At 41.1% G+C, this 25,296-nt stretch carries 26 protein-coding genes and 1 other annotated feature (1 of these 27 cut by a window edge); of the genes, 6 read left to right on the forward strand and 20 right to left on the reverse strand.

The annotated features are described in order from the left end of the window. Window positions 1–12 precede the first annotated feature (12 nt). The gene (locus tag ACFSMW_RS15595) at window positions 13–369 is read left to right on the forward strand and encodes a YtpI family protein (protein ID WP_390357183.1); all 357 of its coding nucleotides are present in this window, start codon (window positions 13–15) and stop codon (window positions 367–369) included. A 134-nt stretch (window positions 370–503) separates the two neighbouring features. On the opposite strand, the gene ACFSMW_RS15600 is transcribed toward ACFSMW_RS15595, so the two are convergent. The 4 genes from ACFSMW_RS15600 to ACFSMW_RS15615 all read right to left on the reverse strand — a co-directional run bounded on the left by ACFSMW_RS15600 (window position 504) and on the right by ACFSMW_RS15615 (window position 4,258). Next, the gene (locus ACFSMW_RS15600) at window positions 504–1,817 is read right to left on the reverse strand and encodes a DRTGG domain-containing protein (protein ID WP_390357185.1); all 1,314 of its coding nucleotides are present in this window, start codon (window positions 1,815–1,817) and stop codon (window positions 504–506) included. Between the two features lie 71 nt (window positions 1,818–1,888). Then, on the reverse strand, window positions 1,889–2,116 hold the full coding sequence (locus tag ACFSMW_RS15605; RefSeq protein WP_390357187.1) for a hypothetical protein: 228 nt from the start codon (window positions 2,114–2,116) through the stop codon (window positions 1,889–1,891). Between the two features lie 641 nt (window positions 2,117–2,757). Then, the gene (locus ACFSMW_RS15610) at window positions 2,758–3,438 is read right to left on the reverse strand and encodes a metal-dependent hydrolase (RefSeq protein WP_390357189.1); all 681 of its coding nucleotides are present in this window, start codon (window positions 3,436–3,438) and stop codon (window positions 2,758–2,760) included. Window positions 3,439–3,589: 151 nt separating this feature from the next. Then, window positions 3,590–4,258: a PspA/IM30 family protein gene (locus tag ACFSMW_RS15615; RefSeq protein ID WP_390357191.1), complete on the reverse strand. Its 669-nt coding sequence runs from the start codon at window positions 4,256–4,258 to the stop codon at window positions 3,590–3,592. 175 nt (window positions 4,259–4,433) lie between these two features. Between ACFSMW_RS15615 and ACFSMW_RS15620 the strand changes: the two genes are divergently transcribed. Further along, window positions 4,434–5,531: a M24 family metallopeptidase gene (locus tag ACFSMW_RS15620; RefSeq protein WP_390357193.1), complete on the forward strand. Its 1,098-nt coding sequence runs from the start codon at window positions 4,434–4,436 to the stop codon at window positions 5,529–5,531. 53 nt (window positions 5,532–5,584) lie between these two features. Here the strand turns inward: ACFSMW_RS15620 and ald are convergent, their stop codons facing one another. Both ald and ACFSMW_RS15630 read right to left on the reverse strand, forming a co-directional pair. Then, window positions 5,585–6,703 (reverse strand): alanine dehydrogenase, encoded by a 1,119-nt coding sequence (gene ald, locus ACFSMW_RS15625; protein ID WP_390357195.1) that lies wholly within the window; start codon window positions 6,701–6,703, stop codon window positions 5,585–5,587. A 189-nt stretch (window positions 6,704–6,892) separates the two neighbouring features. Next, entirely contained in the window at window positions 6,893–7,054 is a 162-nt protein-coding gene (locus tag ACFSMW_RS15630) for a hypothetical protein (RefSeq protein WP_390357197.1), read from the reverse strand. A 179-nt stretch (window positions 7,055–7,233) separates the two neighbouring features. On the opposite strand from ACFSMW_RS15630, the gene ACFSMW_RS15635 reads away from it, so the two are divergent. Continuing rightward, window positions 7,234–7,671 carry a universal stress protein gene (locus tag ACFSMW_RS15635; protein WP_390357199.1) on the forward strand — a complete coding sequence of 146 codons (438 nt, stop codon included), beginning with the start codon at window positions 7,234–7,236 and terminating at the stop codon, window positions 7,669–7,671. A gap of 85 nt (window positions 7,672–7,756) precedes the next feature. Here the strand turns inward: ACFSMW_RS15635 and ACFSMW_RS15640 are convergent, their stop codons facing one another. The 6 genes from ACFSMW_RS15640 to ACFSMW_RS15665 form a co-directional block, all read right to left on the reverse strand. Continuing rightward, window positions 7,757–8,263, reverse strand: coding sequence for a MogA/MoaB family molybdenum cofactor biosynthesis protein (locus tag ACFSMW_RS15640; protein WP_390357201.1), 507 nt, complete (start codon window positions 8,261–8,263; stop codon window positions 7,757–7,759). Between the two features lie 27 nt (window positions 8,264–8,290). Continuing rightward, window positions 8,291–9,478: an acetate kinase gene (locus ACFSMW_RS15645; protein ID WP_390357203.1), complete on the reverse strand. Its 1,188-nt coding sequence runs from the start codon at window positions 9,476–9,478 to the stop codon at window positions 8,291–8,293. Between the two features lie 38 nt (window positions 9,479–9,516). Continuing rightward, window positions 9,517–10,503 carry a class I SAM-dependent methyltransferase gene (locus ACFSMW_RS15650; RefSeq protein WP_390357205.1) on the reverse strand — a complete coding sequence of 329 codons (987 nt, stop codon included), beginning with the start codon at window positions 10,501–10,503 and terminating at the stop codon, window positions 9,517–9,519. An 84-nt stretch (window positions 10,504–10,587) separates the two neighbouring features. Further along, window positions 10,588–11,088 (reverse strand): thiol peroxidase, encoded by a 501-nt coding sequence (tpx, locus tag ACFSMW_RS15655; protein WP_390357207.1) that lies wholly within the window; start codon window positions 11,086–11,088, stop codon window positions 10,588–10,590. A gap of 125 nt (window positions 11,089–11,213) precedes the next feature. After that, window positions 11,214–11,720, reverse strand: a complete 507-nt coding sequence (ytfJ, locus tag ACFSMW_RS15660; RefSeq protein ID WP_390357209.1) for a GerW family sporulation protein — start codon at window positions 11,718–11,720, stop codon at window positions 11,214–11,216. 16 nt (window positions 11,721–11,736) lie between these two features. After that, entirely contained in the window at window positions 11,737–12,330 is a 594-nt protein-coding gene (locus ACFSMW_RS15665; RefSeq protein ID WP_390357211.1) for a DUF2953 domain-containing protein, read from the reverse strand. A gap of 185 nt (window positions 12,331–12,515) precedes the next feature. Between ACFSMW_RS15665 and ACFSMW_RS15670 the strand changes: the two genes are divergently transcribed. Continuing rightward, window positions 12,516–13,307, forward strand: coding sequence for an NAD kinase (locus ACFSMW_RS15670; protein ID WP_390357279.1), 792 nt, complete (start codon window positions 12,516–12,518; stop codon window positions 13,305–13,307). A gap of 54 nt (window positions 13,308–13,361) precedes the next feature. Here the strand turns inward: ACFSMW_RS15670 and ACFSMW_RS15675 are convergent, their stop codons facing one another. The 5 genes from ACFSMW_RS15675 to refZ all read right to left on the reverse strand — a co-directional run bounded on the left by ACFSMW_RS15675 (window position 13,362) and on the right by refZ (window position 18,743). After that, window positions 13,362–13,565, reverse strand: a complete 204-nt coding sequence (locus tag ACFSMW_RS15675; RefSeq protein WP_390357213.1) for a small, acid-soluble spore protein, alpha/beta type — start codon at window positions 13,563–13,565, stop codon at window positions 13,362–13,364. 106 nt (window positions 13,566–13,671) lie between these two features. Continuing rightward, on the reverse strand, window positions 13,672–14,877 hold the full coding sequence (gene thiI, locus ACFSMW_RS15680; RefSeq protein WP_390357280.1) for a tRNA uracil 4-sulfurtransferase ThiI: 1,206 nt from the start codon (window positions 14,875–14,877) through the stop codon (window positions 13,672–13,674). Window positions 14,878–14,883: 6 nt separating this feature from the next. Continuing rightward, entirely contained in the window at window positions 14,884–16,029 is a 1,146-nt protein-coding gene (locus tag ACFSMW_RS15685) for a cysteine desulfurase family protein (RefSeq protein ID WP_390357215.1), read from the reverse strand. A gap of 127 nt (window positions 16,030–16,156) precedes the next feature. After that, on the reverse strand, window positions 16,157–17,848 hold the full coding sequence (gene ezrA / locus ACFSMW_RS15690) for a septation ring formation regulator EzrA (protein WP_390357216.1): 1,692 nt from the start codon (window positions 17,846–17,848) through the stop codon (window positions 16,157–16,159). A 280-nt stretch (window positions 17,849–18,128) separates the two neighbouring features. Then, window positions 18,129–18,743: a forespore capture DNA-binding protein RefZ gene (gene refZ, locus ACFSMW_RS15695; protein WP_390357218.1), complete on the reverse strand. Its 615-nt coding sequence runs from the start codon at window positions 18,741–18,743 to the stop codon at window positions 18,129–18,131. Window positions 18,744–19,051: 308 nt separating this feature from the next. On the opposite strand from refZ, the gene ACFSMW_RS15700 reads away from it, so the two are divergent. Next, the gene (locus tag ACFSMW_RS15700; protein ID WP_390357220.1) at window positions 19,052–19,540 is read left to right on the forward strand and encodes a GAF domain-containing protein; all 489 of its coding nucleotides are present in this window, start codon (window positions 19,052–19,054) and stop codon (window positions 19,538–19,540) included. Window positions 19,541–19,634: 94 nt separating this feature from the next. Here ACFSMW_RS15700 and ACFSMW_RS15705 read toward each other — a convergent pair whose 3' ends face one another. Next, on the reverse strand, window positions 19,635–20,393 hold the full coding sequence (locus tag ACFSMW_RS15705; protein WP_390357222.1) for a prepilin peptidase: 759 nt from the start codon (window positions 20,391–20,393) through the stop codon (window positions 19,635–19,637). 558 nt (window positions 20,394–20,951) lie between these two features. Here ACFSMW_RS15705 and rpsD point away from each other — a divergent pair. Next, window positions 20,952–21,554, forward strand: coding sequence for a 30S ribosomal protein S4 (gene rpsD / locus ACFSMW_RS15710; protein ID WP_390357224.1), 603 nt, complete (start codon window positions 20,952–20,954; stop codon window positions 21,552–21,554). 288 nt (window positions 21,555–21,842) lie between these two features. On the opposite strand, the gene ACFSMW_RS15715 is transcribed toward rpsD, so the two are convergent. After that, entirely contained in the window at window positions 21,843–23,327 is a 1,485-nt protein-coding gene (locus tag ACFSMW_RS15715; RefSeq protein WP_390357226.1) for a peptide MFS transporter, read from the reverse strand. A 343-nt stretch (window positions 23,328–23,670) separates the two neighbouring features. Further along, the gene (gene tyrS / locus ACFSMW_RS15720) at window positions 23,671–24,945 is read right to left on the reverse strand and encodes a tyrosine--tRNA ligase (RefSeq protein ID WP_390357228.1); all 1,275 of its coding nucleotides are present in this window, start codon (window positions 24,943–24,945) and stop codon (window positions 23,671–23,673) included. A gap of 179 nt (window positions 24,946–25,124) precedes the next feature. Then, window positions 25,125–25,296, reverse strand: a binding site (T-box leader) (it continues 70 nt past the right edge of the window).

Here is a 25,296-nt window from a genome sequence, read left to right on the forward strand (position 1 = left end):
AAAAAAGCTACAATGAACGATAGATGCTCACATATCGAGCCGATAAACACGCAAGGAGCTGAAATTATCGTGACTGTCATCTTTCCCATTATCATCGTGATATCACTCGTATTATACGTGTATTATAAAGTAGCCATCATCAAAGCGCCTGATGGGCTTACACGCGGTTATTATAATGGAAAATCCCGCATTTGTCTTGGGAGCTTCATATTGTTTTTCGGGATCAATCAATATGTTTACTATCAGACAAGGTTGTCCCTGTTCATCGGAATTGTATTTATCATATTAGGCGGCTTGCAATTATATGTAGGTTTAAAAGAAAGTAAACATTATAGAAAAGAATTCCGGCGTTTGTATCCGGAATCGTAAGCCGCTTCGATAGGTTTTCCCTCAATCGATCATTGTGGGAAAGCCTTTTTTGGAACACAAGAAAATTTGAAGTCCCATCTTCAGCCTGCCCACTGTATATCGTGCATTGTTTACAGTTTTCTGAACGCCTTGCTTTATTTGTCTATCAGTTGCGCCATCATCAGAGCCTTGCCAACCACCCTGTCTCCACTATACAATTCCACATCTATTTTGGCATACAATCTCCCTGCGTCCAGCAAGTGCGGTCTGATCTTCAAATCAGTATCAATTGGAACAGGTTTGATGAAAAATATTGTCAGATTCTCTACGACAAATTCACTTTTTTTCATTTGCAACAGCAGCCTTCTCACCGTTTCAGTGATCAGCGTAGTGAAAACACCATTTGACAATGTACCAAGCTGATTTGTCATTTGTGGGATCACCTTTGTTTGGCAAAACATTTCTTCATTCTCTTCTTCGACTACCTCAATATTTCTGGATACGATATCATCAATCGTTTCGCCAATTTGCGGCTGTCGCTGCATTTGCTGTAAAGCCTTCAGTGCATCCTGCCTGGATACGATTCCTTTCAACTCATTCGACTGGTCCACTACAGGGACGACCTCGATTCCTTCCCATACCATCATATGTGCGACATACGCCAGAGAAGTCTTTGTCTGGACAACCAACGGATGCTTTGTCATCACTTTTTCAATTGGCATATGAATATCTTTGCCAATGACATCTCTTGATGTCACCATGCCGACTACCCTTTTTTTGTTGTCCAGGACAGGGAATCGGCTATGGGAATATGTTTCATTGAATTCGAACCAGCGACCTGCTGTATCATTTTTTTCAAGATATAAACATTGGGAAAAAGGAGTGAATATATCACCGACAAAAACAATCTCCTTTTTAATAAGCTGATCATATATAGCGCGGTTAAGCATCGTGGCAACTGTAAATGTGTCATAACTTGTGGAAATGATTGGCAATTGCTTTTCATCTGCGATCTGTTTGATATAATCGTCTGTATCGAATCCGCCGGTAATCAGAACAGCCGCTCCATCATTGAGCGCTAATTCCTGGGCTTTGATTCTGTTACCGACAATCAGCAATGAATCCTGTTCTGTATATTTCGCAATCGCCGACACCTGCATCGCACCAATTAGAAATTTGCTTAGCGTCTTATGAAGCCCGGCTTTACCCCCAAGTACTTGTCCATCAACAATATTGACCACTTCCGCAAACGTCAGTCGTTCAAAATTTTCCTTTTTTTTACGTTCAATACGTATGGTCCCAACTCTCTCGATTGTACTGACCAGTCCTTGGTTTTCCGCTTCCTTAATTGCCCTGTAGGCAGTGCCCTCACTGACATTCAATACTTTAGCAATCTGCCTGACAGAAATTTTATGTCCGATTTCCAAGCCATTAATATATTGAAGAATTTGTTCATGTTTTGTCGCCATGCATTTCACCGACTTTCAACTGTACTAATGATTTTGTTCCCCTTCTATTATACAGTTGATTGCCGAATGCCTCAACGATTATACGTTTTGCTTCTCTGCATAGACTTCTGTTCCATAACAGGCGGCTTAGTCATCTGTAATAGCGTAGCCAAGTTCGCTCCTACTACCAGCAGAAGGAAAACAATCCAGACAGCCCAGAAAAGTAATTCCATGCTTGAAGAAGCTTGAGGAATCAATGGCCAAGCGAAATACAAGAAAAATAATGCAAGCAGTAATCTCAACACAGCATAATGTCTCATATACACCCTCCTCATTATGCTGTTAGTTTATGCCAGCCGTGTTTTTTTAAGAACAGACAGCCCCCGACATACATAAAAAACAATAGTTCCATTTCACGGAAGATTATAAGGTACGAGTAGCTGAAGCGTTCATTTCACAATCGGGCAAGCTGGATCATCATAGCCCATTACGCATACAATCTTCTTAAACATGAAAAAGGGGGAAACAAAACCCCAGTAAATGTAAAAAAAAGTTGGACGGTACCATCTTGACATGGAACCGCTCAACTTTTTTATCAGCTTAGCCATTTCGTTGCTTCACACGCCAGGCTACTGCTTTTTAGCGGGCGTCCTGGCAAGGGATAGGCAAGCGTTAACCGCAAAAGCTGTATTTAGCTTGCCTTCCCTCATGCACTTTCTAAGAGGAAACCATCGCTGCAAGGGCTTCAGACTCGTGCTTGCGCTGTGATTACTCACCCGGTCTAAGACCTTGTTCCCGCAGGACAAGAAACGCTTTAGCAGCATTTACATCTCACACAAAAAAAGCGAATTTCTTTTTCAAGGAGTCAGCCGCCTTTCGCGCTAGTCAACCAAATGTGAAATTGAACTGTACTGCCTATTTTTAGTTATTTTAGGCTAGCTTTTCCTAGCCCCGATAATAATCATAGCTCGATTGTTTCCCCGATCTTCATGCATTTCCCTTCGCCAGTTTTCACCTTGGCTGCAAAAGCATCTGGGTCTTGTTGGATAACCGGGAATGTATCGTAATGTACGGGAACGACGGTTTTCGCTTTTATCCAATCTGTGGCGACAAGGGCATCTTCGGGACCCATCGTGAAATTATCACCAATTGGTATAAACGCCAAATCGATGTCATGCATGTCACCATACATTTTCAAGTCGGTGAATAATGCCGTGTCTCCCATATGATAAATTGTCTTACCATCTATCATCAGCATGATACCAGCGGGCATACCGGTATAAACGATTGTACCATCCTCTTCTGTGTAAGAAGAGCCATGAAAGGCTTGTGTGAGCTTGACTTTGCCGAATTCAAATGTATGAGCTCCGCCGATGTGCATTGGATGGGTATTCAACCCCTTTGAAGCCAGATAGTTAGCTAATTCATTGGGAGCTACCACCAACGCATTGTTGCGTCGGGCAATCGCAATCGTATCGCCCACATGGTCATTGTGTCCGTGGGTCAATAAGATGACATCTGCTTCAACACTATCAGCATCAAGATCGCATTGTTCATTTTCGGAAATGTACGGATCAAATAAGATAGTATATTCGTCTGTTTTAACGCGGACAACAGAATGTCCATGGTAAGATACTTGCATCGATAAAATCTCTCCTTACAAATAGTTTCATTAGGGGTATACCTTTAATATTCGACATTCAAACAGATAAATCCTTTTTCATATTCTAAAGGATCAGTCCGATTTCCAAGACCGCCCCTTGATCTTGCTGTGTAATATGCTCTCGAATGCTTCATTCTTCGCTTGCAAGCTTTTTTTTCAAATCGGCCAGTTCATCCGTGACATCGTTGTCAAGTTTTGCAAATTCATCATCTAATGTACGGGACTCCTTACTTAAATCTTCCGTTGTCTCCGCTTCCGCTTCAAATTGCAGCACTTTTTCTTCCATTCGCTCGAAACCGCGTTTGGATTCATCATTGCCAATCGTTGACATGGTCCTGTTCAGTCTTGTTTTCACTTTGGCAGATTCTGCCCTGGCTTTTAACGAATCTTTTTTCAACTGCATTTGCTGATACTCTTTTTTCATTTCATTCAATTTGTTTTTAAGAATTTCACAATCATTCTTTGCCTGTTCCCATGAATGAGACAAGGCTTCAACAGTATTTTCATGTTCTTTTTTATCTTGCAGAGCACGTTTAGCCAAATCATCGTTTCCGGCTTGCACGGCTTGTTCCGCCTGATGTTGTCTTTTAGCGACTTTAGCTTCAGCATCCTCTTTCTTATGTTTAAGAATCTTTTCATTGGCGATTTGTTTTGCAACAGCTTTTTCCACTTCTGCAATTTCCTCGCCCATATCTCGCATATATTGATCAAGCATCTTCACAGGGTCTTCTGCTTTATCCAACGCTGCATTCAGTTCCGAACTAACAATAGTTTTAATACGGCCAAAAAATTTGAACATGAGTATTCCTCCTTCAATTTATATAGCGTCTATTCAACTCTTCCCTATGTATTACGAAAAAATGCGCTAAAGGTTTCAAAAAAACAATTCCGGCCGGTTAATTATTTGCAGATGACCAAGGCTTGGTATAGAGTTATTATGGAACAGATAATCAATTTGAAGAGGTGAAATGTTCATGACAGAACGCCTGGAAAACCTGCTGAAACAAATGAAAACAAATAATATGGACAGCGTGCTGGTCACATCGCCAGCAAATGTTTATTATTTGAGTAATTACAATTCAGACCCCCATGAGCGTCTGCTCGCTATATTTGTTTGCCAACATGAGGACCCGCTTTTGATACTGCCTGCTATGGAAGAAGAAGACGCGAAAAATGCCGGTTGGAAGTTTCCTACTATCGCTTATTATGATCATGAAGACCCGTGGGAAATGTTCCGGTTATTTCTTCAAAAACGCAGTACTAAAATCAATTCCATCGCTCTCGAATCTAACCAAGTCACATTGGAACGCTATTTAAAGGTGAAGGAGATTTTTCCTCAAGCAGAAATGATGAACGCCGAAGACTCACTTGCAGGGCTTCGTCTTATCAAAAATAAAAAAGAGTATACCTTGCTGAAACAAGCTGCTGCGCTCGCTGATTTAGGAGTGAGAACTGGTGTGGCGGCCATTCAGGAAGGTGTCTCCGAATTCGATCTGATTGCAACGATCGAATACACCTTAAAAAAAGAAGGCATACAAGGTATGTCTTTCTCGACAATGGCACTATCCGGAGATAAAACAGCTTCACCACACGGTACACCAGGAGCCAAAAAGATTGAAAAAGGGGACATGGTTTTATTTGACCTGGGAGTCATCTATGAAGGATATTGTTCAGACATTACCCGGACAGTCGCCTATAAGTCTGTCACCGACCAACAAAGAACCATTTACGAAACCGTAAGAACTGCACAGCAAAAAGCGATTGATGCATCGCAGCTTGGAACTGCTGTAGGGGCGATTGACCGTGCTGCACGGACTCACATTCAAGAAGCAGGCTATGGTGACTATTTCAAACATCGCATTGGCCATGGCTTAGGTATTGAAACCCATGAATATCCTTCCATGCACGAAAATAATCAGCTCCAGCTCCAGCCAGGGATGTGTTATACCATTGAGCCTGGTATATACGTTCCAAACCAAGGCGGCGTGCGTATTGAAGACATGATTTTCATGACGGAAAAGGGTGCCGAGATATTGACTGAATATCCTAAAGAGCTTCTTGTTCTCGATTGATGTGAATTAAAAGAGGCTCGATCCCTTTGGTTCGAGCCTCTTTAGTACGTAAATTATCTTTCCAGTAATCCATGGACATTATGATATTCAATATCATGTGCTTGAGCGACTGCTTGATAAGTTGCATAACCGTCCAATGTATTGATCCCTTTTAATAACGCCTCATTGTCAAGACAAGCCTGTCTGTAACCTTTATTGGCGATTTGCAGCGCGTAAGGAATGGTCACATTTGTCAATCCCATAGTTGCTGTTCGTGGAACTGCTCCAGGCATATTGGCAACTGTGTAATGGACGACACCGTGTTTGACGAATGTCGGTTCATCATGTGTTGTGATCCGATCACTTGTCTCGAAATTTCCTCCCTGATCGATTGCGACATCAACAACAACTGAGCCCTCAGCCATAGACTTAATCATTTCTTCACTGACTAATTTCGGCGCCTTTGCTCCTGGAATCAGCACCGACCCAATGACCAGATCAGATTCCTTTACAGCATCAGCGATGTTCATCGGGTTAGACATCACCGTGTTCACGGATGAACCGAAAATATCTTCAAGCTGGCGCAATCGTTCTGGATTCAAATCGACAATGGTTACGTCAGCCCCAAGACCACAAGCGATTTTAGCAGCATTCATGCCAACAACTCCCCCGCCGATGACTGTAACCCGTGAACGTTTGACGCCAGGTATGCCTGAAAGAAGTACACCCTTGCCTCCGTTATTTTTCTCCAGGAATTGAGAGCCAATTTGTGCAGACATTCTTCCAGCAACTTCACTCATCGGGGTCAGCAGCGGCAGTGTCCTGTTCGGCAGCTGTACTGTTTCATAAGCAATCCCGATCACTTTTTTCTCAATCATTACTTTTGTCAACTCAGGTTCATTAGCCAAATGTAAATATGTAAATAAAATAAGGCCTTCACGAAAATAACCATATTCCTCAGGTAACGGTTCTTTCACTTTCATGACCATCTCCTGGTCCCATGCTTCAGAAGCACTATTTACCATGACAGCTCCGACTTCGCTGTACTGCTCGTCCGTAAAATTGGAACCTAGCCCGGCACCTTTTTCAATGTATACTTTATGCCCGGCGCTTTTCAAAGCCACAACACCAGCAGGTGTCATTGCCACCCTGTTCTCATTGTTTTTAATCTCTTTCGGTACCCCGATGTTCATTGGTAAACACTCTCCCTTTACAGTTCTCATCTTGTAAGCACTTTCATTGTAGCAGATTACCGATAATAATTCATCCACCAATACTATTTTAACAAATATTTTGCATATCGGGTATGAGAACGTTGCAATTTCGAACCAATACCACTAAAAAGAGAGGCGTTCCCTTGCACGGGAACGCCTCCCTAAAACCTATTTCTTTTGGTTATTAAAATGATGAATCGCTTTATTGTTGTGAAGCTGGTCTTCGACAACACCACTTTGATAACTTTCAAAAAGCTGATTCCTTACAGCGGCGACACCGTCTTTTTCTTCCTGTACAAATTGCGTGACCTTTTTTTCGTCAGCAGCCATTTTAGCACCCCCACTACGATTGATGTGTTTTACCTCGCCTTATTACGGGAATAGAATCACTAAGGACACCTGAAATGCCAGGCATGATTAGTATGTGCCTTTTAGCCGGCATTTGCCCTGTATACTTTTACCAGCCATATAAACAGCATTTATCCTAATAAACCGAGGAGGAATCAGCAATGAATGCTCATTATCAAAATATTGTCGTTGCAGTGGATGGATCAGAAGAAGCTGAGATTGCTTTTAAAAAAGCGCTGGAAATAGCAAAACGTAACCAGGCACGCCTCATCCTGGCACATGTTGTCGATTCTCGTTCTTTTGCAACAATTGAAGCATATGACAGGACACTTGGAGAGCGGGCTGAGCAGTATGCCAAAGAACTGCTTGAAGATTATGAAGTAAAAGCAAAACAGGCCGAGGTCGCGCAAGTAGAAAAAACAATCGAATTCGGATCCCCGAAAGTAAAAATCCCAAAAGATATTGCTAAAGATTATGATGCGGATCTAATTATATGCGGGGCGACAGGAATGAATGCAGTAGAAAGGTTTTTGATTGGAAGTGTTTCCGAAAGTATTACACGTTATGCAAATTGCGACGTGCTCGTCGTACGCTCATAAAGAATATAATAACAGAAAAAGGGCTGATCCATCAGATATTCAATCCCGATGAATCAGCCCTTTACTTTTTGGCATGTGTTGCCCTCTAGTTTTTTTGCAGTTCATGCAAAACATGTGATACCTCAGGGAGTATCAAGCGTTCCATAGCCAGTTTAACCGCACCGGAAGAGCCCGGCACAGAAAAAATGACAGTGTGATTATGAATGCCTGCAATTGCTCTGGATAAAATGGCGGCAGAACCAATATCCTCTTGGTAGCTGATAAGTCTGAATAGTTCTCCGAATCCAGGCATTTCTTTTTCCAGCAAACTTTCGACAGCTTCTATTGTCACATCTCTTTTGGCGACCCCTGTGCCGCCATTTACGACGACGGCATTTACCCTAGGATCTTCGCAGCATGTATGCAGAGATTGCTTAATTTCCACCAATTCATCAGGCACAATGATTCTGTTCACCACACGATGCCCGGAAGAAGTCAGCAGCGAAGAGATGATATTGCCGCTTTTATCCGTATCATTTGTTCGCGTATCACTTACGGTAATAACCACACAGTGAGCCTGGTGTTTTTGTTTCTTATGCTCTTTCATCGCCATAAACGCATCCCCGCTCCTTCATTTACTTTATCCAAAGGCATGAGTTACAGTATCCCTGGCAATCATCACTTCTTCATTCGTTGGAATGACGATAACTTTCACCGGAGAGTGCGGGTAATTGATAAAGGCTTCTTTTCCTCTTACCTGGTTCAATTTCGGATCCCAGTATATTCCCATGAATTCCAAGCCAGTCAAAACTTTTTCCCGGATTGTAATACTGTTCTCGCCAACACCTGCCGTAAAGATAATCGCATCCACCCCCGACATTTTTGCAGCATAGGAACCCAAGTATTTATGAATACGGTTGGCAAAAACATTCAACGCCAATTCCGCCCGATCGTTTGTGTCCGCTTGTTCCTGGATATCGCGTAAATCACTTGAAAATCCGGATAAAGCGAGCATACCACTCTGTTTGTTTAACACCTCAATGACTTCTTCAGCACTTTGCCCAGTCTTTTCCATGATATAAGGAATCAACGCAGGATCAATATTTCCTGATCTCGTTCCCATTGTCACTCCTGCCAATGGGGTGAATCCCATCGATGTATCGATGGATTTCCCCCCCTCTATTGCAGCGATGCTCGCCCCGTTTCCTAAATGGCACGAAATCAGACGCAGCTGTTCCAAAGGCACTCCCAGCAGTTCGGAAGCCCGCTGCGAAACATATTTATGTGATGTTCCGTGAAAACCATATTTACGAATGCCATATTTTTCGTAATAGGAGTATGGCAGGCTGTAAAGATAAGACATTTCCGGCATAGTTTGATGAAAAGCGGTATCAAATACAGCAACCATCGGAACATTTGGCAGCACCTCTTTGAAAGCCATTATGCCTGTCAAGTTTGCAGGGTTATGCAGGGGTGCCAAATCAGATAATTTATTTATTTCTTCCATGACTTCCTCAGTAATTAATACGGAATCATTAAATCTTTCTCCTCCGTGAACTACTCGGTGGCCCACTGCGTCAATTTCTTCCAATGAATGGATGACGCCAGAAGCGGTCAATTGGTTGAGCAGCATTTGTACTGCTATTTGATGATTTTCAATATCACCAGTTTGTTTATTTTTTTCTCCATTAAATTCTAATGTAAAAATAGAGTCCGGCAAGCCGATTCTTTCCACGAGCCCTTTGGCACAGACTTTTTCCTCCGGCATTTGTATCAGCTGAAATTTTAATGACGAACTGCCAGCATTGATAGCCAGGATGTTTCTCATAATACCAACTCCTCTTAAAGACGAAAGCAATCTGCCGCTCAATTTTGTTTGAAGCCAGTGAACCAAGTGTTGATTTGATTCATAATATCTTCCATCGCTCTGGCGTTTTTGAAAGAAGGCAGATTGACGAGCAAGGGCTGTTTTGGCTCCTTGCTTTTCTCACTTTTCTTTTGCAGAATTAAAATGCTTTTTGCATTGTTTTTTGACTTAAAAGCAGTCTCGGGTAATTGCAAAAGCCCGATGATATGTGCATGTTCCAGCAAGTAACCACGCAATTTGTCTGCTTGGTCACTGTCAAACAGGAAATTTGGAATAACAAAAATCAAGTATCCTGCTTCTTTGACATAGTTGATGGATTGCTCTATCAATAGATGGTGGGAATAAGAGTGTCCCTCATCGGATTTTAAATGATATGCTGCAGCTGTTACATCATCAGGGTAATATCCTACCGGCAAATCAGCCACAACCAGATCAACTGGATCCAGCAAAAGTGGACGCAAACTGTCTTGATGGAAGAATTCAATTTCTTTTTCCAATAGATTAGCACTGCCATTTGCTAATTGTATCAGCGTTGGATCTACTTCACTCGCGTAAGCCTCAACGGGGTTTTGCAACTGATCTATGACAGTGCACAACAAACTTCCAGTACCTGATACCGGGTCAAAAATCCTGATTTTCTCATGACCAGCCATCAGTTTACTTGCAAGGTAACCCGTAAGTAGTGAGACAGTTTCAGGGGTCATCATGTGCTGTTGCTGTGTGGATTGTTTCATGCCAGTCAGAATGGCTAATTGCACCGCTTTGCTCTTCTCCATTTTATCATATTGTTCCAATTGGATGTTTTCCAACGCTGTCTGCAGTTTCTTTTTGACAATATCATTGTTTAAATTTTGGGTATCATGATAGAACAACACATTAATAGCCATTGCCAGATTGTCCAAGTATGGCGCATCTTCGTGCATGTTAATTGTCATTACTGCCTCATTGAGCCATTCGTACAGTTTTTCTACATTCGTTTTTTCCATTCCGCACCTCCAGTTACACAGCAAAACTCTCTCTTCAAAAAGACCTGAAGAGAGAGAGGGCTTAAAACCTTTTTGCATTTTTTCTTATTTGGCTTTTTTTGCTTCTGATAACGCCAAATCATAATCAGGATGGTCTGTCACTTCACTTACGTATTCCGCATAAGTAATATTGTCATCGGAATCGACAACGAAAATAGCTCGTGCTAAAAGACGAAGTTCCTTCATCAGCACACCATATTTTTTGCCAAAATCGGCATCTCGATGATCAGACAATATTTCCAAATGGCTGATACCGTTTGCCGCACAAAAACGCCCTTGTGCAAACGGCAGGTCCATGCTAATTGTAATGATTTGCACATTATCCAATTTATCCGCTTCTTCATTGAAACGTTTTGTTTGCTCGGAACATACACCAGTATCCACTGATGGTACGACACTGATCAATTTTACTTTTCCTTTGAAATCATGAAGCGATACATCTTTCAATTCATTAGATACAGCAGTGAAATCAGGAGCTTTATCACCAGTTTTTAATTCAGGCCCTTCCAGTGTAACAGGCTCATGATTGAATGTTACATTTGCCACTCAGATCATTCCTCCCCATATCTATTGCTTCTACATATCCATTATGAAGAATTTTACGGACCATGTCCAATAAATCGCCCATTTTTTCTTAGCCAAAGACTCTGATTGTAACCAATTTGACATTTTTAGATCATGTAATTGCTGTCCCAGTCATCATCTACGTTCTCATCATTAATTTCTTTATGTTTCATACGCGGTTTTCCTTTTACTTCACTCTGCTTTTGCGGCGTTTGTTTATTCCCTGACTCTTTGATGATTTGCTGGATCTTTTCAACTGCTTTTGGAGCAAAGTCTATCATTTTTTCATAAATATGGACATTTTCATTCAGGTGTACCATCTTTACGCCTTTGGAATTGACAATGAGGAAGGCGATTGGCGTGACAGAAACTCCGCCGCCGCTTCCACCACCGAAAGGCAGTGTCGCCTCTCCGGATTCTGAATCCGAACCAGAATCGCTGTTATTAAATTCTGTGCCTCCCGCAGCAAACCCGAATCCCAGTTTGGAAACAGGTATGATTATACTGCCGTCTGGAGTTTCTACCGGATCACCAACGATCGTATTAACATCGATCATTTCTTTTAAATTCTCCATCGTAGTAGTCATTAAACCTTGTATCGGATGTTCGTCCACTATAATTCCTCCTTGATTATCCAGATTGTTGTTGCATCATGATCTGCTTGAATTGTTTTCTCATGCGTATAGCTTTCCCCATTTTTATCGTAGCAATGCAATCTAATTCGGACTGCAAACCTCGTGTTTGAAAATATGGGCTGATACCAATTTGCGGCTGTTTTTCCACGTTGCATTTCTCCTGGATGAAAGCTCCCGCACTCCCTTTCATACTCCACAATACCCCTGCCAATATCCCTGTACTGCACGCATCGCCTGTACCAAATTTTGTCTGCCAATATAATTTCCTTACTCGCACTTTTGGTAAGAGTGCGTTTAAAAGCAAATAATATTTGTTTATTTTTCGTTTCATTTCAGTAAATAACGAGTGAAAATCCGACTGATTTAGAGCATTATGAATCAGTTCGGCTAGGTATTTTTCATCTTCACCAGATTCACTGGATCCTTCATAATGCCTTATTTCCATTCCATAAAAACGCATAGTTATTTCCCAGACGAAAACCAAATTGGCGTATTTGTACTGGATATGGATATGCACATGTGACAGCAATACGAATACGAGCACAATTATGGAAATCAAAACCAAAATGATTCCAAAAACAAGAAGCATGTATGTCCCCCCTGAACCGGCCAGCAATTTCATTGATTTAGTTTTAGCCAAAATTTACTAATTTATCCTGAATTGAATCCAAAGCTTGTATTGGTGACAGACATTTTTTTGCATACTGTTCGGCATCTTTAGCCAAAAATGATAGTATAGAATTGAATTGATTATATAAAAAGGCAGTGATAGTGATGCAGAAAAGAAATAAAATATACTTTTACAATCCACATAAAGACGTTGAAAAACTTCAGCCTTTGATAGAACTTGCTGAACAGAATGACTATAGGATGGTGGAACAAGCAGCTGATGCTAATATCATTATCAGCGTAGGCGGGGATGGCGCTTTTTTACAAGCTGTCAGAAAAACAGGTTTTAGGCAGGATTGTCTATACGCGGGGATTACCGAGAAAGATCTTTCGGGTCTGTATTGCGACTTCAACATGGATAATTTCGATGAAATGCTGGAAACCTTGCAAAATGAAGAGCTGGAAGTGAGGCGTTTTCCTGTCATCGATGTTTTGGTGAATGAAACCAGCTTTCATTGTTTGAATGAATTAAGCATCCGCTCCTCCATTATTAAAACGATCAATATCGATGTATTGATCGACGATTTGCATTTTGAAACTTTCCGCGGCGACGGACTGATCGTTTCTACACCTACAGGCAGTACTGGGTATAGTAAATCCACCATGGGAGCAGTCGTAGATCCACTGCTCGGTTGTTATCAAGTGTCAGAGATCGCGTCATTGAATAATAACAAATACCGTACACTTGGTTCTTCATTCATTTTAGGTAAAGAACGTATGCTGACACTGGCTCTTGACGAACATGAGAAGGATTACCCCGTCATTGGTCTAGACAATGAAGCTTATTCGATACAAAATATAAAAAAAATAAAGGTGACGCTTTCCGATAAGGTAGTTAAAACTGTCAAATTAAAAAACAATTCTTATTGGAACCGCGTGAAACGCACATTTTTGTGAAAATGAAAGAGGCTGTCTGTTACCAGACAGCCTCTAGCCATGTTTTTTGTTTAATTAGCTTTGCATAGATCCACCAAACTGTTGTTCAGCCATGGATACGAGTCGCTTTGTGATTTCTCCACCAACAGATCCATTGGCACGGGAAGTCGTATCAGCACCAAGCTGTACACCAAATTCCTGAGCGATCTCAGTTTTCATTTGATCCAGTGCTTGCTGTGCACCAGCCACTACCAATTGGTTTGAATTGTTACTTGCCATAATCAATCACCTCCTTGGTACTTATAGAATGTGTCAGGAGGCGATTTTACATGCATGAAAACAATTGGTAAGTCTTGCCTTTTACATAGCCTGAAAATAGTTTTTGTTACAGCAAATCTTCAAATTCATCGCTGGTCACTTCTTTATTACTCTCAACTATGACAGTCTCTACATGATCCAGTGCTTCTTTAATCATTTCATTATAATCCAATTTTTCTTCATAGTAACTGGCCCGGTCTCGTTTCGGTTTCGTTTTCGGTGCTTTTGGCACAAAGATAGTACAGCAATCTTCGTACGGCCGAATGGATATATCATAGGTCGCAATTTGTTCCGAAATTCGGATGATTTCCCGTTTATCCATAGAAATGAGCGGCCGCAATATCGGATAATTGGTCACCTCATTGATCGCGTGCATACTTTCCATTGTTTGGCTAGCAACTTGACCGAGATTTTCTCCAGTGGTAATGGAAAGAATGTTATTCTCACGGCATATTGCTTCACTAATACGAAACATCGCCCTGCGCATGACTGTCATACTATATCCATTTGGTGTGTCTTGAAAAATCTTTTGCTGCAATTTCGTAAAAGGAACCATATGAATTTTGATGCGATGTCCATAGGCTGTCAACTTTTCGGCCAGATCAATGACTTTCTGTTTAGCCCGTTCGCTTGTGAACGGTGGTGAATGAAAATGGACAGCCTCAATGTCCACTCCCCTTTTCATCGTCAAAAATCCTGCAACAGGGCTGTCGATTCCACCTGACAGCATAAGCAAGGTTTTTCCGGCGGTGCCAACTGGCAGGCCGCCAGCCCCCTCCATTGCGCTGGAAGTGATATAAGTAGCTTCTGCTCTGATTTCAACCTTTACGGTCACGTCCGGCCGGTGTACATCCACTTTCACGTTTGAAGAATTCGATAGTAAATGGCCACCGAGTATCTGATTCATTTCTTGAGAGTGAATAGGAAACCCCTTATGGATTCTTTTGACAGAAACCTTGAATGATCGAGGTGCTGCTGCCGACTGCAATGCATAAAGTGCCGCCTCTTTGATGGCAGCCAAGTCATTTTCAGTTTTGATTGCTAAACTTAAGCTATGAATACCGAAGACGGTTTTACAAATATCCATGATGGGATACGGATCCTCACCATGCAAAACAATGAACATCCGCCCTTGTGAACGCTGTACGGAAACCCGTGGAAATTGTTTCAGCTTGCGTCTAATATTTTGCTGCAATTGAACAAGAAATTTTTTTTGGTTTTTCCCTTTTAATGCCAATTCGCCATAACGAATTAAAATATGATCAAATTCCATCATTATCTACCCCATTACTTCCGTTAAATATGACACTGCCTGCTGCAAATGTTTTAAAAGAGTGTCAATTTCTGCTTTTGTATTTTCATATGAAAGACTTACCCGCATTGCCGACTTTGAACGCTCCCCATCAAAACCACAAGCTGATACAATACGGCTGTCATCCATATGTTTTGAAGAGCATGCCGATTTTGTTGAAATAAAAATATCTTCTTCACCAAGCGTATGAATTACAACTTCCGGTTTCAATCCGGGAATGGAAAAATTGACAATATGCGGTGCGCCTATCGGTGGCTCAGGAGAATTGATAAAAACTTTATCTATCGACTTCAGCCCTTTACGTAAATATTGCCCTACTTCTTGTAAAGCGGGCAAAGCTCTTTGTTCCCGTGTTTTAATCAGTCGCATTGCCTTGACCATGGATACTATTCCGGCAAGGTTTTCTGTTCCTGGCCTTTTGGCATTTTCCTGTCCACCGCCATCCAATAATGGCGCAATCCGTTTCGATTTATTCATATACACAATGCCATTTCCTCTCAAACCGTGTATCTTATGTGCTGAGATTGTGGCGAAATCGATTTTACAAGCCTTTAAATTCAGCGGTATTTTGCCAAAACCTTGCACATTATCCACATGAAAAAGCAATTTAGGATATCTATTGGCCATCTCGCCGATGGATTGGATCGGCTGTATGGAACCAATCTCATTATTCACATGCATGATGCTGATTAAAATCGTATCCTCACGAATTGATTTCTCCACATCTTCAACCGCAACGCAACCGTTTTTGTTTACCGGAACATAGGTGATGTCATACCCTTCCTTTTCAAGGCTTTTGCATGCATCATACACAGATGGATGTTCAATTTCACTCGTTATGATGTGTTTGCCGCGATTTCGGTGCTGGTGTGCAATACCTTTAATTGCCATATTGTTTCCTTCTGTTCCTCCGGAAGTGAAAATAACTTCCTCAGCATCCACTTCCAATAGCCGTGCTGCTTGCGTTCTTGCCTTGTAGAGTAATTTCTCCGATTCGCCCCCAAACTGATGAATCGAAGACGGGTTAGCATAAAAACGCTCTGAGACTTGCATAAAACTGTTCAAAACTGCCTTATCAGGTTTTGTTGTAGCACTGTTGTCCAAATAAATCATCTTGCTGATACTCCTCTTTCAAAGAATGGATAAAAACAATACAAGGCTGGCCGCAAAAGATCCGTTCTTCTGCAAGACAGCCTTTTAAATATATTGCAAAAGTCATCGGTCATATAACTTTTGCCCTTCAAGCATTCATTTCCTGATATTGTTCGATTTTTTTCAATGCACCTGGCTCGATTTCTTCAACTGCTCGCGCTGCCTTTTCCAAAGCAAGTTCGTACTCGTAGGAACGGAATAATCGCTCCGATTCCTTCAATTCGCTTGCTAACTGCGGATACCTGCTTCTATAGCGGTTAGCGTACTGAATGACCCGTTCCGTGTAATACGCCTGATCAAGTATCATGTCTGTCTGTTCAACCAAATGATCATTAGCTTTTTTTGCCTGTTCCAATGCAGCCTGGACTTGAGCCATATCTAGCGGCTGTCGTTCCAATGCTTGCAAAACCTGGTCTACCTGCTGTGTTGATTTTTCAATCGAGCTGTAAATAAAACCGGGGACACCAGGAATATTACTTTTTTTCAACCTGCGATATGTCACATGAATTTGCTCTCGGAGCTGTGAAAGCTGCTCTCTTGCTTTCATTTCATCTCCACGAATATTTTCCATATGTTTTTTAAAATCATTATGTTTTTCCTTGATTGCTTTCAACTGGGAAAAACCACTTTCTATTTGCTCCCTGATCTCCAAATTGGAAGAATTATTTTCTTCCAGTTGATTTGAAATCATTTCATATTGTTTTTGCAGTCGATTGATTTGTTTATCCAGTTCCCGGTACTTTTCCATATCTCCATCAGAAATATAGTACGCCCTGGCCAGCAGTTCCACTTCACTTTTTGTCTCGGCAAACGCCGCGGCAGTTTCTTCAAGAGATGATTCGTATCCAGGTAGGTTAGCAGTGACATAACCTTTTGCAACTGCTTCGTCTTCAAGCGCCTGATATATTTCCTTCAGACGTTCATCAAGCTCTGGGATAAACTTTTGGGACGCTGTAATTTCCCCGTTATCCAACTCTCCAATCAAGTGGTCTAATTTCTTTTCAAACTCTTTCATTTCCTCTTCAAAACCAAGATGTTCTATAACAAAACCTTCATTTTTCATTTCTTTCAAGCCGTTTTTCAGTTCTGAAAGCTGGCTCGGTAAATCATGCTTGCAGGCGCGGTATATTTCTGGAAAAACATCTACTACCTCTTGCAGAGCTTCCAGATCGTTTTTCAGTTCCTCCATCAAGTCTTTCGCTTCCATATAGTTGCCATCTCCAGCCAGCCCGTTGTACATATCGAGCTGTTTGTCCAGCTGTTTCAACCTTTGCTCGAACACAGATTCAGCTTTGCCGTATTGGTAACGATTTTGAGACAGTTTCTTTTTTAATGCATGGATGCCAGGCGCTGCTTGCTCAGCGTCTTCGCGGCTGCTCTTTTCCGTTTCCATCAATTGTTCCAGTTCATTTAATATGTTTTCAATTTCCTTTTCTATGGAGGAAAGCCGTTCATCTGTATTCCTTAAAACTTTTTTCGCTTTGGAGAACCGATAACGGTCGGCTGCTTCCTCTGCCTCCAAAAGATTTTCCTCGATGTCGGCCATTTTCTTTGTAATGATATTTTCCCACTGCTGTTTCCAATCTTCAAATTTATCCTGGGTTTCGCCCGATAAATTCAACTTTTTGATGCGAGAAATTTCCGCAGCGACATTCCGATTCATGATGTCCAGCTTCCACTCATCCTGTCTGTCCACTTCGTCATAAATTTTCTTTCTCAAAATAAGGCCGATAATAAGTAATGTAATAATAAGAAGAATGGCGCCGACTATGTATCCCATACGATGAAGCCTCCCGATCCAATTTCCACTTTCTTTTTATAACTAGTTTATTTATTCTTGCATTTTCTTTGCATCTCATTTAAAAGTATACTATTTATATTACCATGTTTTTAAGCATTTTGCGCTATATTCCAACAGAATAATTCATTTCCTGACATTTTTTTAAAGCATCCATTAAAATATCAGGCAAAAAATGGCCTTTTCGTTCTTTATGATGAGAATGGCAGTCAGCAATACCGCTTGCCAACGGTCTTTTTTATGACAAAACGATGCTGCCTCCTCATTTGACAGTCAACTCCCTTACACTAAAATCAAGCCATTCATTTATCACTTCCGTATAATGTCTCACGAAATTTTCAGTAGAATAAGATCCGATCATTTGATTCTGGGTTTCACTGTGAAACATAAAAGGAGTCATTAGCATCCCTTTTAGCTGCATGAAAAGAAAATGCCTTTTATTGACATGATATTTACCCTGCATCGCTTCAAGAAATGTTTCAGAAAGCAAATGATTTTCCTTTGCAAGATATGTTACAACAATTTCCCTGACAAATATCGAATCAAACGATAATTCGCGGTGGATGAAATAAGAAAATTGATGGTTTTGGTATTTATATTGTATAATAGCGAAAATAAGCTCCTTCAGCTTGTCCAACGCCGACAAGGCTTCATTCTTCCGCAGTGTTTTTTCAATCTCAACGAAATATGCCTCATAGTAATGTGTAATGGCATATTCCAGCAAACCCTGCTTTCCTTTAAAATGATAGCTAATTGCAGAAACGTTGACAGAAGCTTTATCAGCAATGTCCCTTACGGACGTGCCGCTGAACCCTTTTTGGAAAAACAACGCACTTGCCGCGTGCATAATTTTTTCTTTTGTTGTATTATTTTGCATGAATCGCACAACTCCTTGTAGGTACTTTTCATGAAGCTCTTGCAAAGAAAAAAAGGTTATTCGAAATCATGCAGAGCTTGCTATATCGGTTTTCTGCTTGGCTAAATACTTACCAATACGTACTTATATGACAAATACGACATGGAAGCGTAAAAGTCCTGCATTTTTTTGTCGACAATTTCTTACAACAAAAACGAATATGATTTTTTTCGACAAGCTGCGTTTAATCGAAACGATAATCTGTTGAACGTATGTGATTATAGTCCAATCCAACTCTGCCAGCAACCAAAAAGAAAGGTCGTGATCGAATGTTTGAAAAATTAGCTTACACAAAAGAGAAAACACAAAATTATGAGCTTGTGCTGAAACAGCTAAAAGCCATCACAGAAGATGAGAAAGATCCAGTTGCCAATTTAGCCAATGCATCTGCATTGTTGTTTCAATTTCTGCACGATGTGAACTGGGTTGGCTTCTATATTTGGAAAGAAACAGAAAACGAGTTAGTTCTTGGCCCTTTTCAAGGTCTCCCTGCTTGTGTTCGTATCGGTTATGGGAAAGGTGTATGCGGTACAGCTGTCGCAGAGCGTAAAACACTTCGTGTAGCGGATGTAGAAAAGTTCCCGAATCACATTTATTGTGATGGGGCAAGCAAATCAGAAATCGTCATTCCGTTGATTGTTGACGATAAATTATTCGGCGTACTAGATATCGACAGTCCGGAAACTGATCGCTTCGATGAAAAGGATCAGGAATATTTGGAGAAGTATGCAGAAATTCTCGAAGATATACTGAACTAAAAATCTTAACTTTATTTACCCGAAACATTCAGATGCACTCTTTGTCTGACACATTGAGTGCATGTTTGTTTTGTATGAACCACGTTATTCCTGCTTATCCATAAAAGGTAAAAAAATACCAGTTTAAGATTTCATTTCCATAAAAATAGCTGACAAGGCTCCCTGATATAATATAAGGCCCGAAAGGAACAGGCTGTTTCCGTTGCACCACCTTCAGCATAATCAACGCTATTCCAAAAACAGCTCCAATCACACAGGACAGAAAAAAAGCAAACAAAACCAATTTCGTCCCTAGTACAATCCCTATAACACCAAACAGCTTCATATCTCCGGCTCCCATACCACCCCCACTGAGGAAGATGATCATAAAAACAATCCCCGCACCCAAGAGCGCACCGCCCATAGCGGTCCACCATGTCTCGAGCGGCTGCATGCTGCGCAATAAAATAAATATAGGCAAAAAAAATAACAGAACTTTATTCTCAATAACCATATACTTGAGATCTGAAACAAAAATAATCATGAGCATAGAGATGAAAAATAATGCCACTGCCAATTCCATTTGCCATCCGATGATCAGGAAGCTATACATAAATAAAAAGCCTGTCAATAGCTCGGTGGCAGGATAAATCGAGGAAATTTTACTGTTACAATGTCTGCAAGTTCCCTTTTGCAGCAAAAAAGAAATGACTGGAATAAGCTCATACCAAGAGAGATCGCTGTTACAATCCGGACAATATGACCGGCCCTTTATATAATTTTCTTTTTTGGGAGAACGCAACCCAACAACATTGAAAAAAGATCCGACTATCAAACCAACTAAAAAGAAAAAAATTGGAACCGTCATTTCCATGAGATAACCCCTTTTCGTTTCAGTATTGGCATGCTTTCACAACATTTGACCTCCTCATCTGCATTATATCGTACATAGGTATATTTTCCTATATGTGTACCATAAGTAATAGAAAAATTGTTTTTATTAGCATCATCCGCCGGATTATTGCCAAGGTAAATAGCGCAATAAGCTTGTTTTTCCCGTTTCTTCTCAACACTGATGTACGTTGCGATCACCTTTTTCGATTGAATTGCAAATAACATTTGCAAGATTTATCATGAAGAATCACAAAACAGTGCTGCCCTGCCCCAATTTCCGTGAGAATGCCGAAAAAATAAAAGATCTAAATTTTTATTGACTTCGTGTCCAACAGCTTATATACTATAGATTGTGTAAAATAATATAGTAGCCTTAGTGAGTCTGCATTTGTTAGTATTTTGTTCCTCATTATCTTGAGGTGTATCGTGTAACCCTCAGCTGCTGGGGCGATGGTACATGAAAACATAATACCCAAATGAATGGAATCACGGTCTTCATTTTATTTTATGCAAATAAAATAAAAGGAGGAAATGTCCCATGGCACGTTTCACAGGATCCGTATGGAAAAAATCCCGTCGTCTTGGCATTTCACTAACAGGAACCGGCAAAGAGCTGGATAAACGCCCTTATGCTCCAGGGCAACATGGAGCTAATCAACGCAGAAAGCTTTCCGAATATGGTTTGCAGCTGCAAGAGAAACAGAAACTTCGTTTTATGTATGGTTTGAACGAGCGTCAATTCCACAACCTGTTCAATAAAGCTGGTAAAATGAAAGGTGTCCACGGCGAGAATTTCATGATTCTTCTAGAATCACGTCTGGATAACTTGGTTTTCCGCCTTGGCCTTGCCCGCACACGCAGACAAGCTCGCCAATTGGTAAACCATGGCCATATCACAGTTGATGGCAAACGCGTTGACATCCCTTCATTCAGTGTAAAACCTGGTCAAGTGATTGGACTTCGCGAAAAAGCAAAAGGATTGGACATCATTAAAGAAGCTATCGAAGTGAACAGCTTTGTACCTGATTACCTGACTTTTGATAAAAACAGCTTGGAAGGTACATTCAACAGACTGCCAGAACGCAGTGAATTGCCTGCTGAAATTAACGAATCTCTTATCGTCGAGTTCTACTCACGTTAATAGAAAAAGCAAAAAACACAAAAGCTTCTCAGCTTTTGTGTTTTTTTGTCTACACTTTTAAAAAAGCTATACATTTTATGATCGTTGAAACAGCTCCCCCACTGTTCAGCCTCCTGCGTGATTCTTCGCTCGATGGACAGTACCCGTGTTATACAACTTATTGCAGGCAGCTGCGAAAACGATACGAACTATCCAGCCACCATATATTCAATAACCAGAAAAATAGCCTCAGCTTGGTTCACTTCCAGGCTGAGGCTAAAATATCGTTGTTTCAGTGATATCCATTATTCAGTCGACACCGCGCATCAAACCATGAATTTTTTTGGACATAATCAAGAGAATTATACCGATGACGATAGATACAATCGCGATAACAAAGAAATAATTTACTTGCGTATGGATGCTGTATAGTTTTACCAACTGTGCATTGATCGCCTGTGCAGATGCGTTGGACAAATACCATACACTCATTGTTTGCGAAGCGAAAGCCGCCGGCGCCAATTTGGTTGTTGCCGAAGCTCCAACCGGAGACAAGAACAATTCTCCAAGCGTCACAAGCAGAAAGCTGAATACAAGCCATAACGGATTAATGTGGCTCGCTCCTGAACCGAAAGGAATGATCATCAACAAGAATGATAAACCCGCTAAAATGACCCCGATAGAAAATTTCACTGGTGTGGTCGGCTGTCTTTTGCCAAGCTTTGTCCACATCAAGGCAAATAAAGGTCCTAATACAACAATATACAATGGATTAATAGACTGAAACCAGCTTGATTGAATATGCAGTGATCCTACGTTGAGGTTTGTCTGTTCATCGGCAATCCTAGCAAAAATGGTTGATCCTTGTTCCTGAATAGACCAGAAGCAAATGGCCGTGATGAACAATGGGATATACGCCAACAACCGGGATTTTTCCATTGTAGTCGTTTTCTTGCTCAAAAACATCACTAGGAAATAAATGGTCGGTATCACAACTCCTAAAACACTGACTACCAGTGTAAAACCATCAATTGTAAGCCAGCCTTTGGTAATTACAAGCAATAATACGATCGCGATAATTAAAGCAGCAAAGCTGAATTGTTTGATTAACTTCCCCTTCTCCTCAGGCGCGATGGGGTTAGGAACATAACGTCCCGCTTCTCCAAGAGAACGACGTGAGGTGACCATATACCAGATAAGGCCAATAAACATACCTATCGCAGCTAGCGCAAAACCATAGTGGAAGTTATAAGTTTGTCCAATTGTTCCGACAACTAAAGGAGCAATCAATGCGCCTGCGTTCGCACCCGTGTAGAAGATACTGAACCCGGCGTCACGGCGAAAGTCTTGTTTGGAATATAAATCGCCAACCATGTTGGACAAATTTGGTTTCAATATCCCAGAACCCAGGATGATCAACGCCATTGATACGAAAAGTGCTGTGATACTGCCAGGTAAAGATAAAGCGATATGGCCCAACATAATCAAAATGGCCCCTGTAATGATGGTTGACCTGCTCCCCAACATGCGATCTGCCAGCCAGCCGCCAAGAATGGTCGACATATAAACCAGCGACCCGTATATAGACATGATGGAAGTCGCAGTCGTCTTATCCAGGCCTAATCCACCTTTGGTTGTTTCATAATATATATAGTAAATCAGCACTGCCCGCATGCCATAATATGAGAACCGTTCCCAAAACTCAATGGAGAATAAAGTAAGCAAGCCTTTCGGATGACCGAAAAAACCTTTCTGGGGAACTGTTTTTAAAATATCTTCTTTGCTCATTTGCATAAGAATACTCCTTTTCTGTCAATTGAATCTGTTTACTGCAAACGAAAATTATGAATATTTATACTCCGTTTATACAATACTTTCCTATTATGATGCACCAGAAAAGTGATTTCAAGTACTTGTTAAATAGTTGTTTTTGGAGAAAAATAATGAATTGAAGCAGTTGTCCCGCAATTGTTTTTTACTCGAAATTACTAATAAAAATACAAAAATAAAAATCCAGCAGTCTTCCCTTCAGATGTCTATCGATTCGCATATAAGCCGCTTGGAAAAGTGCATAGCTTTTCATCCAAAAAAAAGAAGAGGCTGATGTTTCAGCTCTCTTCTCATGGCTTACGTGTCGTTATTGATGAAAATGGATTACCTGATATTTCTTTTTACCGCGTCGAATAATGGTCGCCTCGTCGTCTATGCGGTCTGCAGCATCAACAATATGGTTGACATCCTGCTGCCTATCCCCATTGATATAAATGGCACCATTCGTTATATCTTCTCTTGCCTGGCGCTTAGAAGGCGAAATCGAAGCTTGGACAAGCAAATCCACCAACCCAATGTCCGCTTTTTTCATTTCGAATGAAGGGACATCTTTGAACCCTTGCTTAATTTCATTTAGTGTCAATTGGCGAAGGTCACCGCTAAACAATGCTTGGGAAATCTTTTGAGCTTGTACCAGCGCTTTTTCGCTATGTACAAAAGCAGTCATTTCCTCGGCCAAACGTTTATGGGCCAAACGCTTTTCAGGCTCATTCATAACTGATGCTTCCAATTCTTCTATTTCTTCTTCAGGCAAAAAAGTGAAAAAGCGAATGAATTTAATGACATCTCTATCATCCGTATTGAGCCAGAATTGATAAAATTCATACGGTGTAGTTTTTTCTGGATCCAGCCAAATCGCTCCTCCTGAAGTTTTACCGAATTTTGTACCGTCTGCTTTCGTAATCAAGGGGACAGTTAGCCCGAACACATTGATTTCTTCTTCCATATTTTCACGGCTGCGACGAATCAACTCCATTCCAGCAGTGATGTTCCCCCATTGATCACTGCCGCCAATTTGCAATGTGCAGTTTTCTTGTTCATACAGTTTCAGAAAATCCAGGGATTGGAGCAGCATGTAACTGAATTCCGTAAAAGATATCCCCTGCTCTATCCTCGCAGACACAGATTCTTTGGCAAGCATGTAGTTGATAGAGAAGTGTTTTCCTGCATCCCGCAAAAAATCTATTACCGTCATATTCGCCAGCCAATCATGATTATTTCTGGCGACAACAGGATTTTCTCCTTGATCAAACTCAAGAAGCTTGGCAATTTGCTGTTTCACACTTTCAGCATAACCTTTCACTACTTCTGCTGTATTCAGGGACCGCTCTGATGATCTGCCGCTCGGATCACCGATCATACCAGTACCGCCGCCCACCAAGGCTATTGGCCGATGTCCAGCCTTTTGAAACCTTTTCAGCATCGTTATCGGAACTAAGTGACCAATATGCAAACTGTCTGCTGTCGGGTCAAAACCACAGTATAACGTGACTTGCTGTTTTTCCAAATGTTCTTTCAAACCTTCGGAATCAGTCACTTGTTGTATAAGTCCTCTTTGGCTTAAGTCCTGCAAAATATCCATTTAAATACACTCCAATCTAATTTTTAAAAATGGCGGCTTTCTAGAGATTGCTTTACCAAAACGGAAAATACCACCGGGCACTTGAAAATCACCGCAATTTTGCGCGTTGTCAATCATAGCGCTATTTGCAACTTTTATCCATTGTGTGCGGATAACACACAAAAAACCCGTCCCCTCATAAAAGGGACGAGTTATATGGACACGCGGTACCACCCTTGTTGCATGTAAAAATGCCACTTCTTTATAACGGCTTCTAAACCGTTTGCTCTTTAACGGCATTCTTTCATTTTTCAGAAGTGCCCTTAAAGAACAAAAGCTCCGGTAACGTAATTCATTCGCAAATATGTACCG

Source organism: Tigheibacillus halophilus (assembly GCF_042683165.1).
Taxonomy (GTDB): domain Bacteria; phylum Bacillota; class Bacilli; order Bacillales; family Amphibacillaceae; genus Tigheibacillus; species Tigheibacillus halophilus.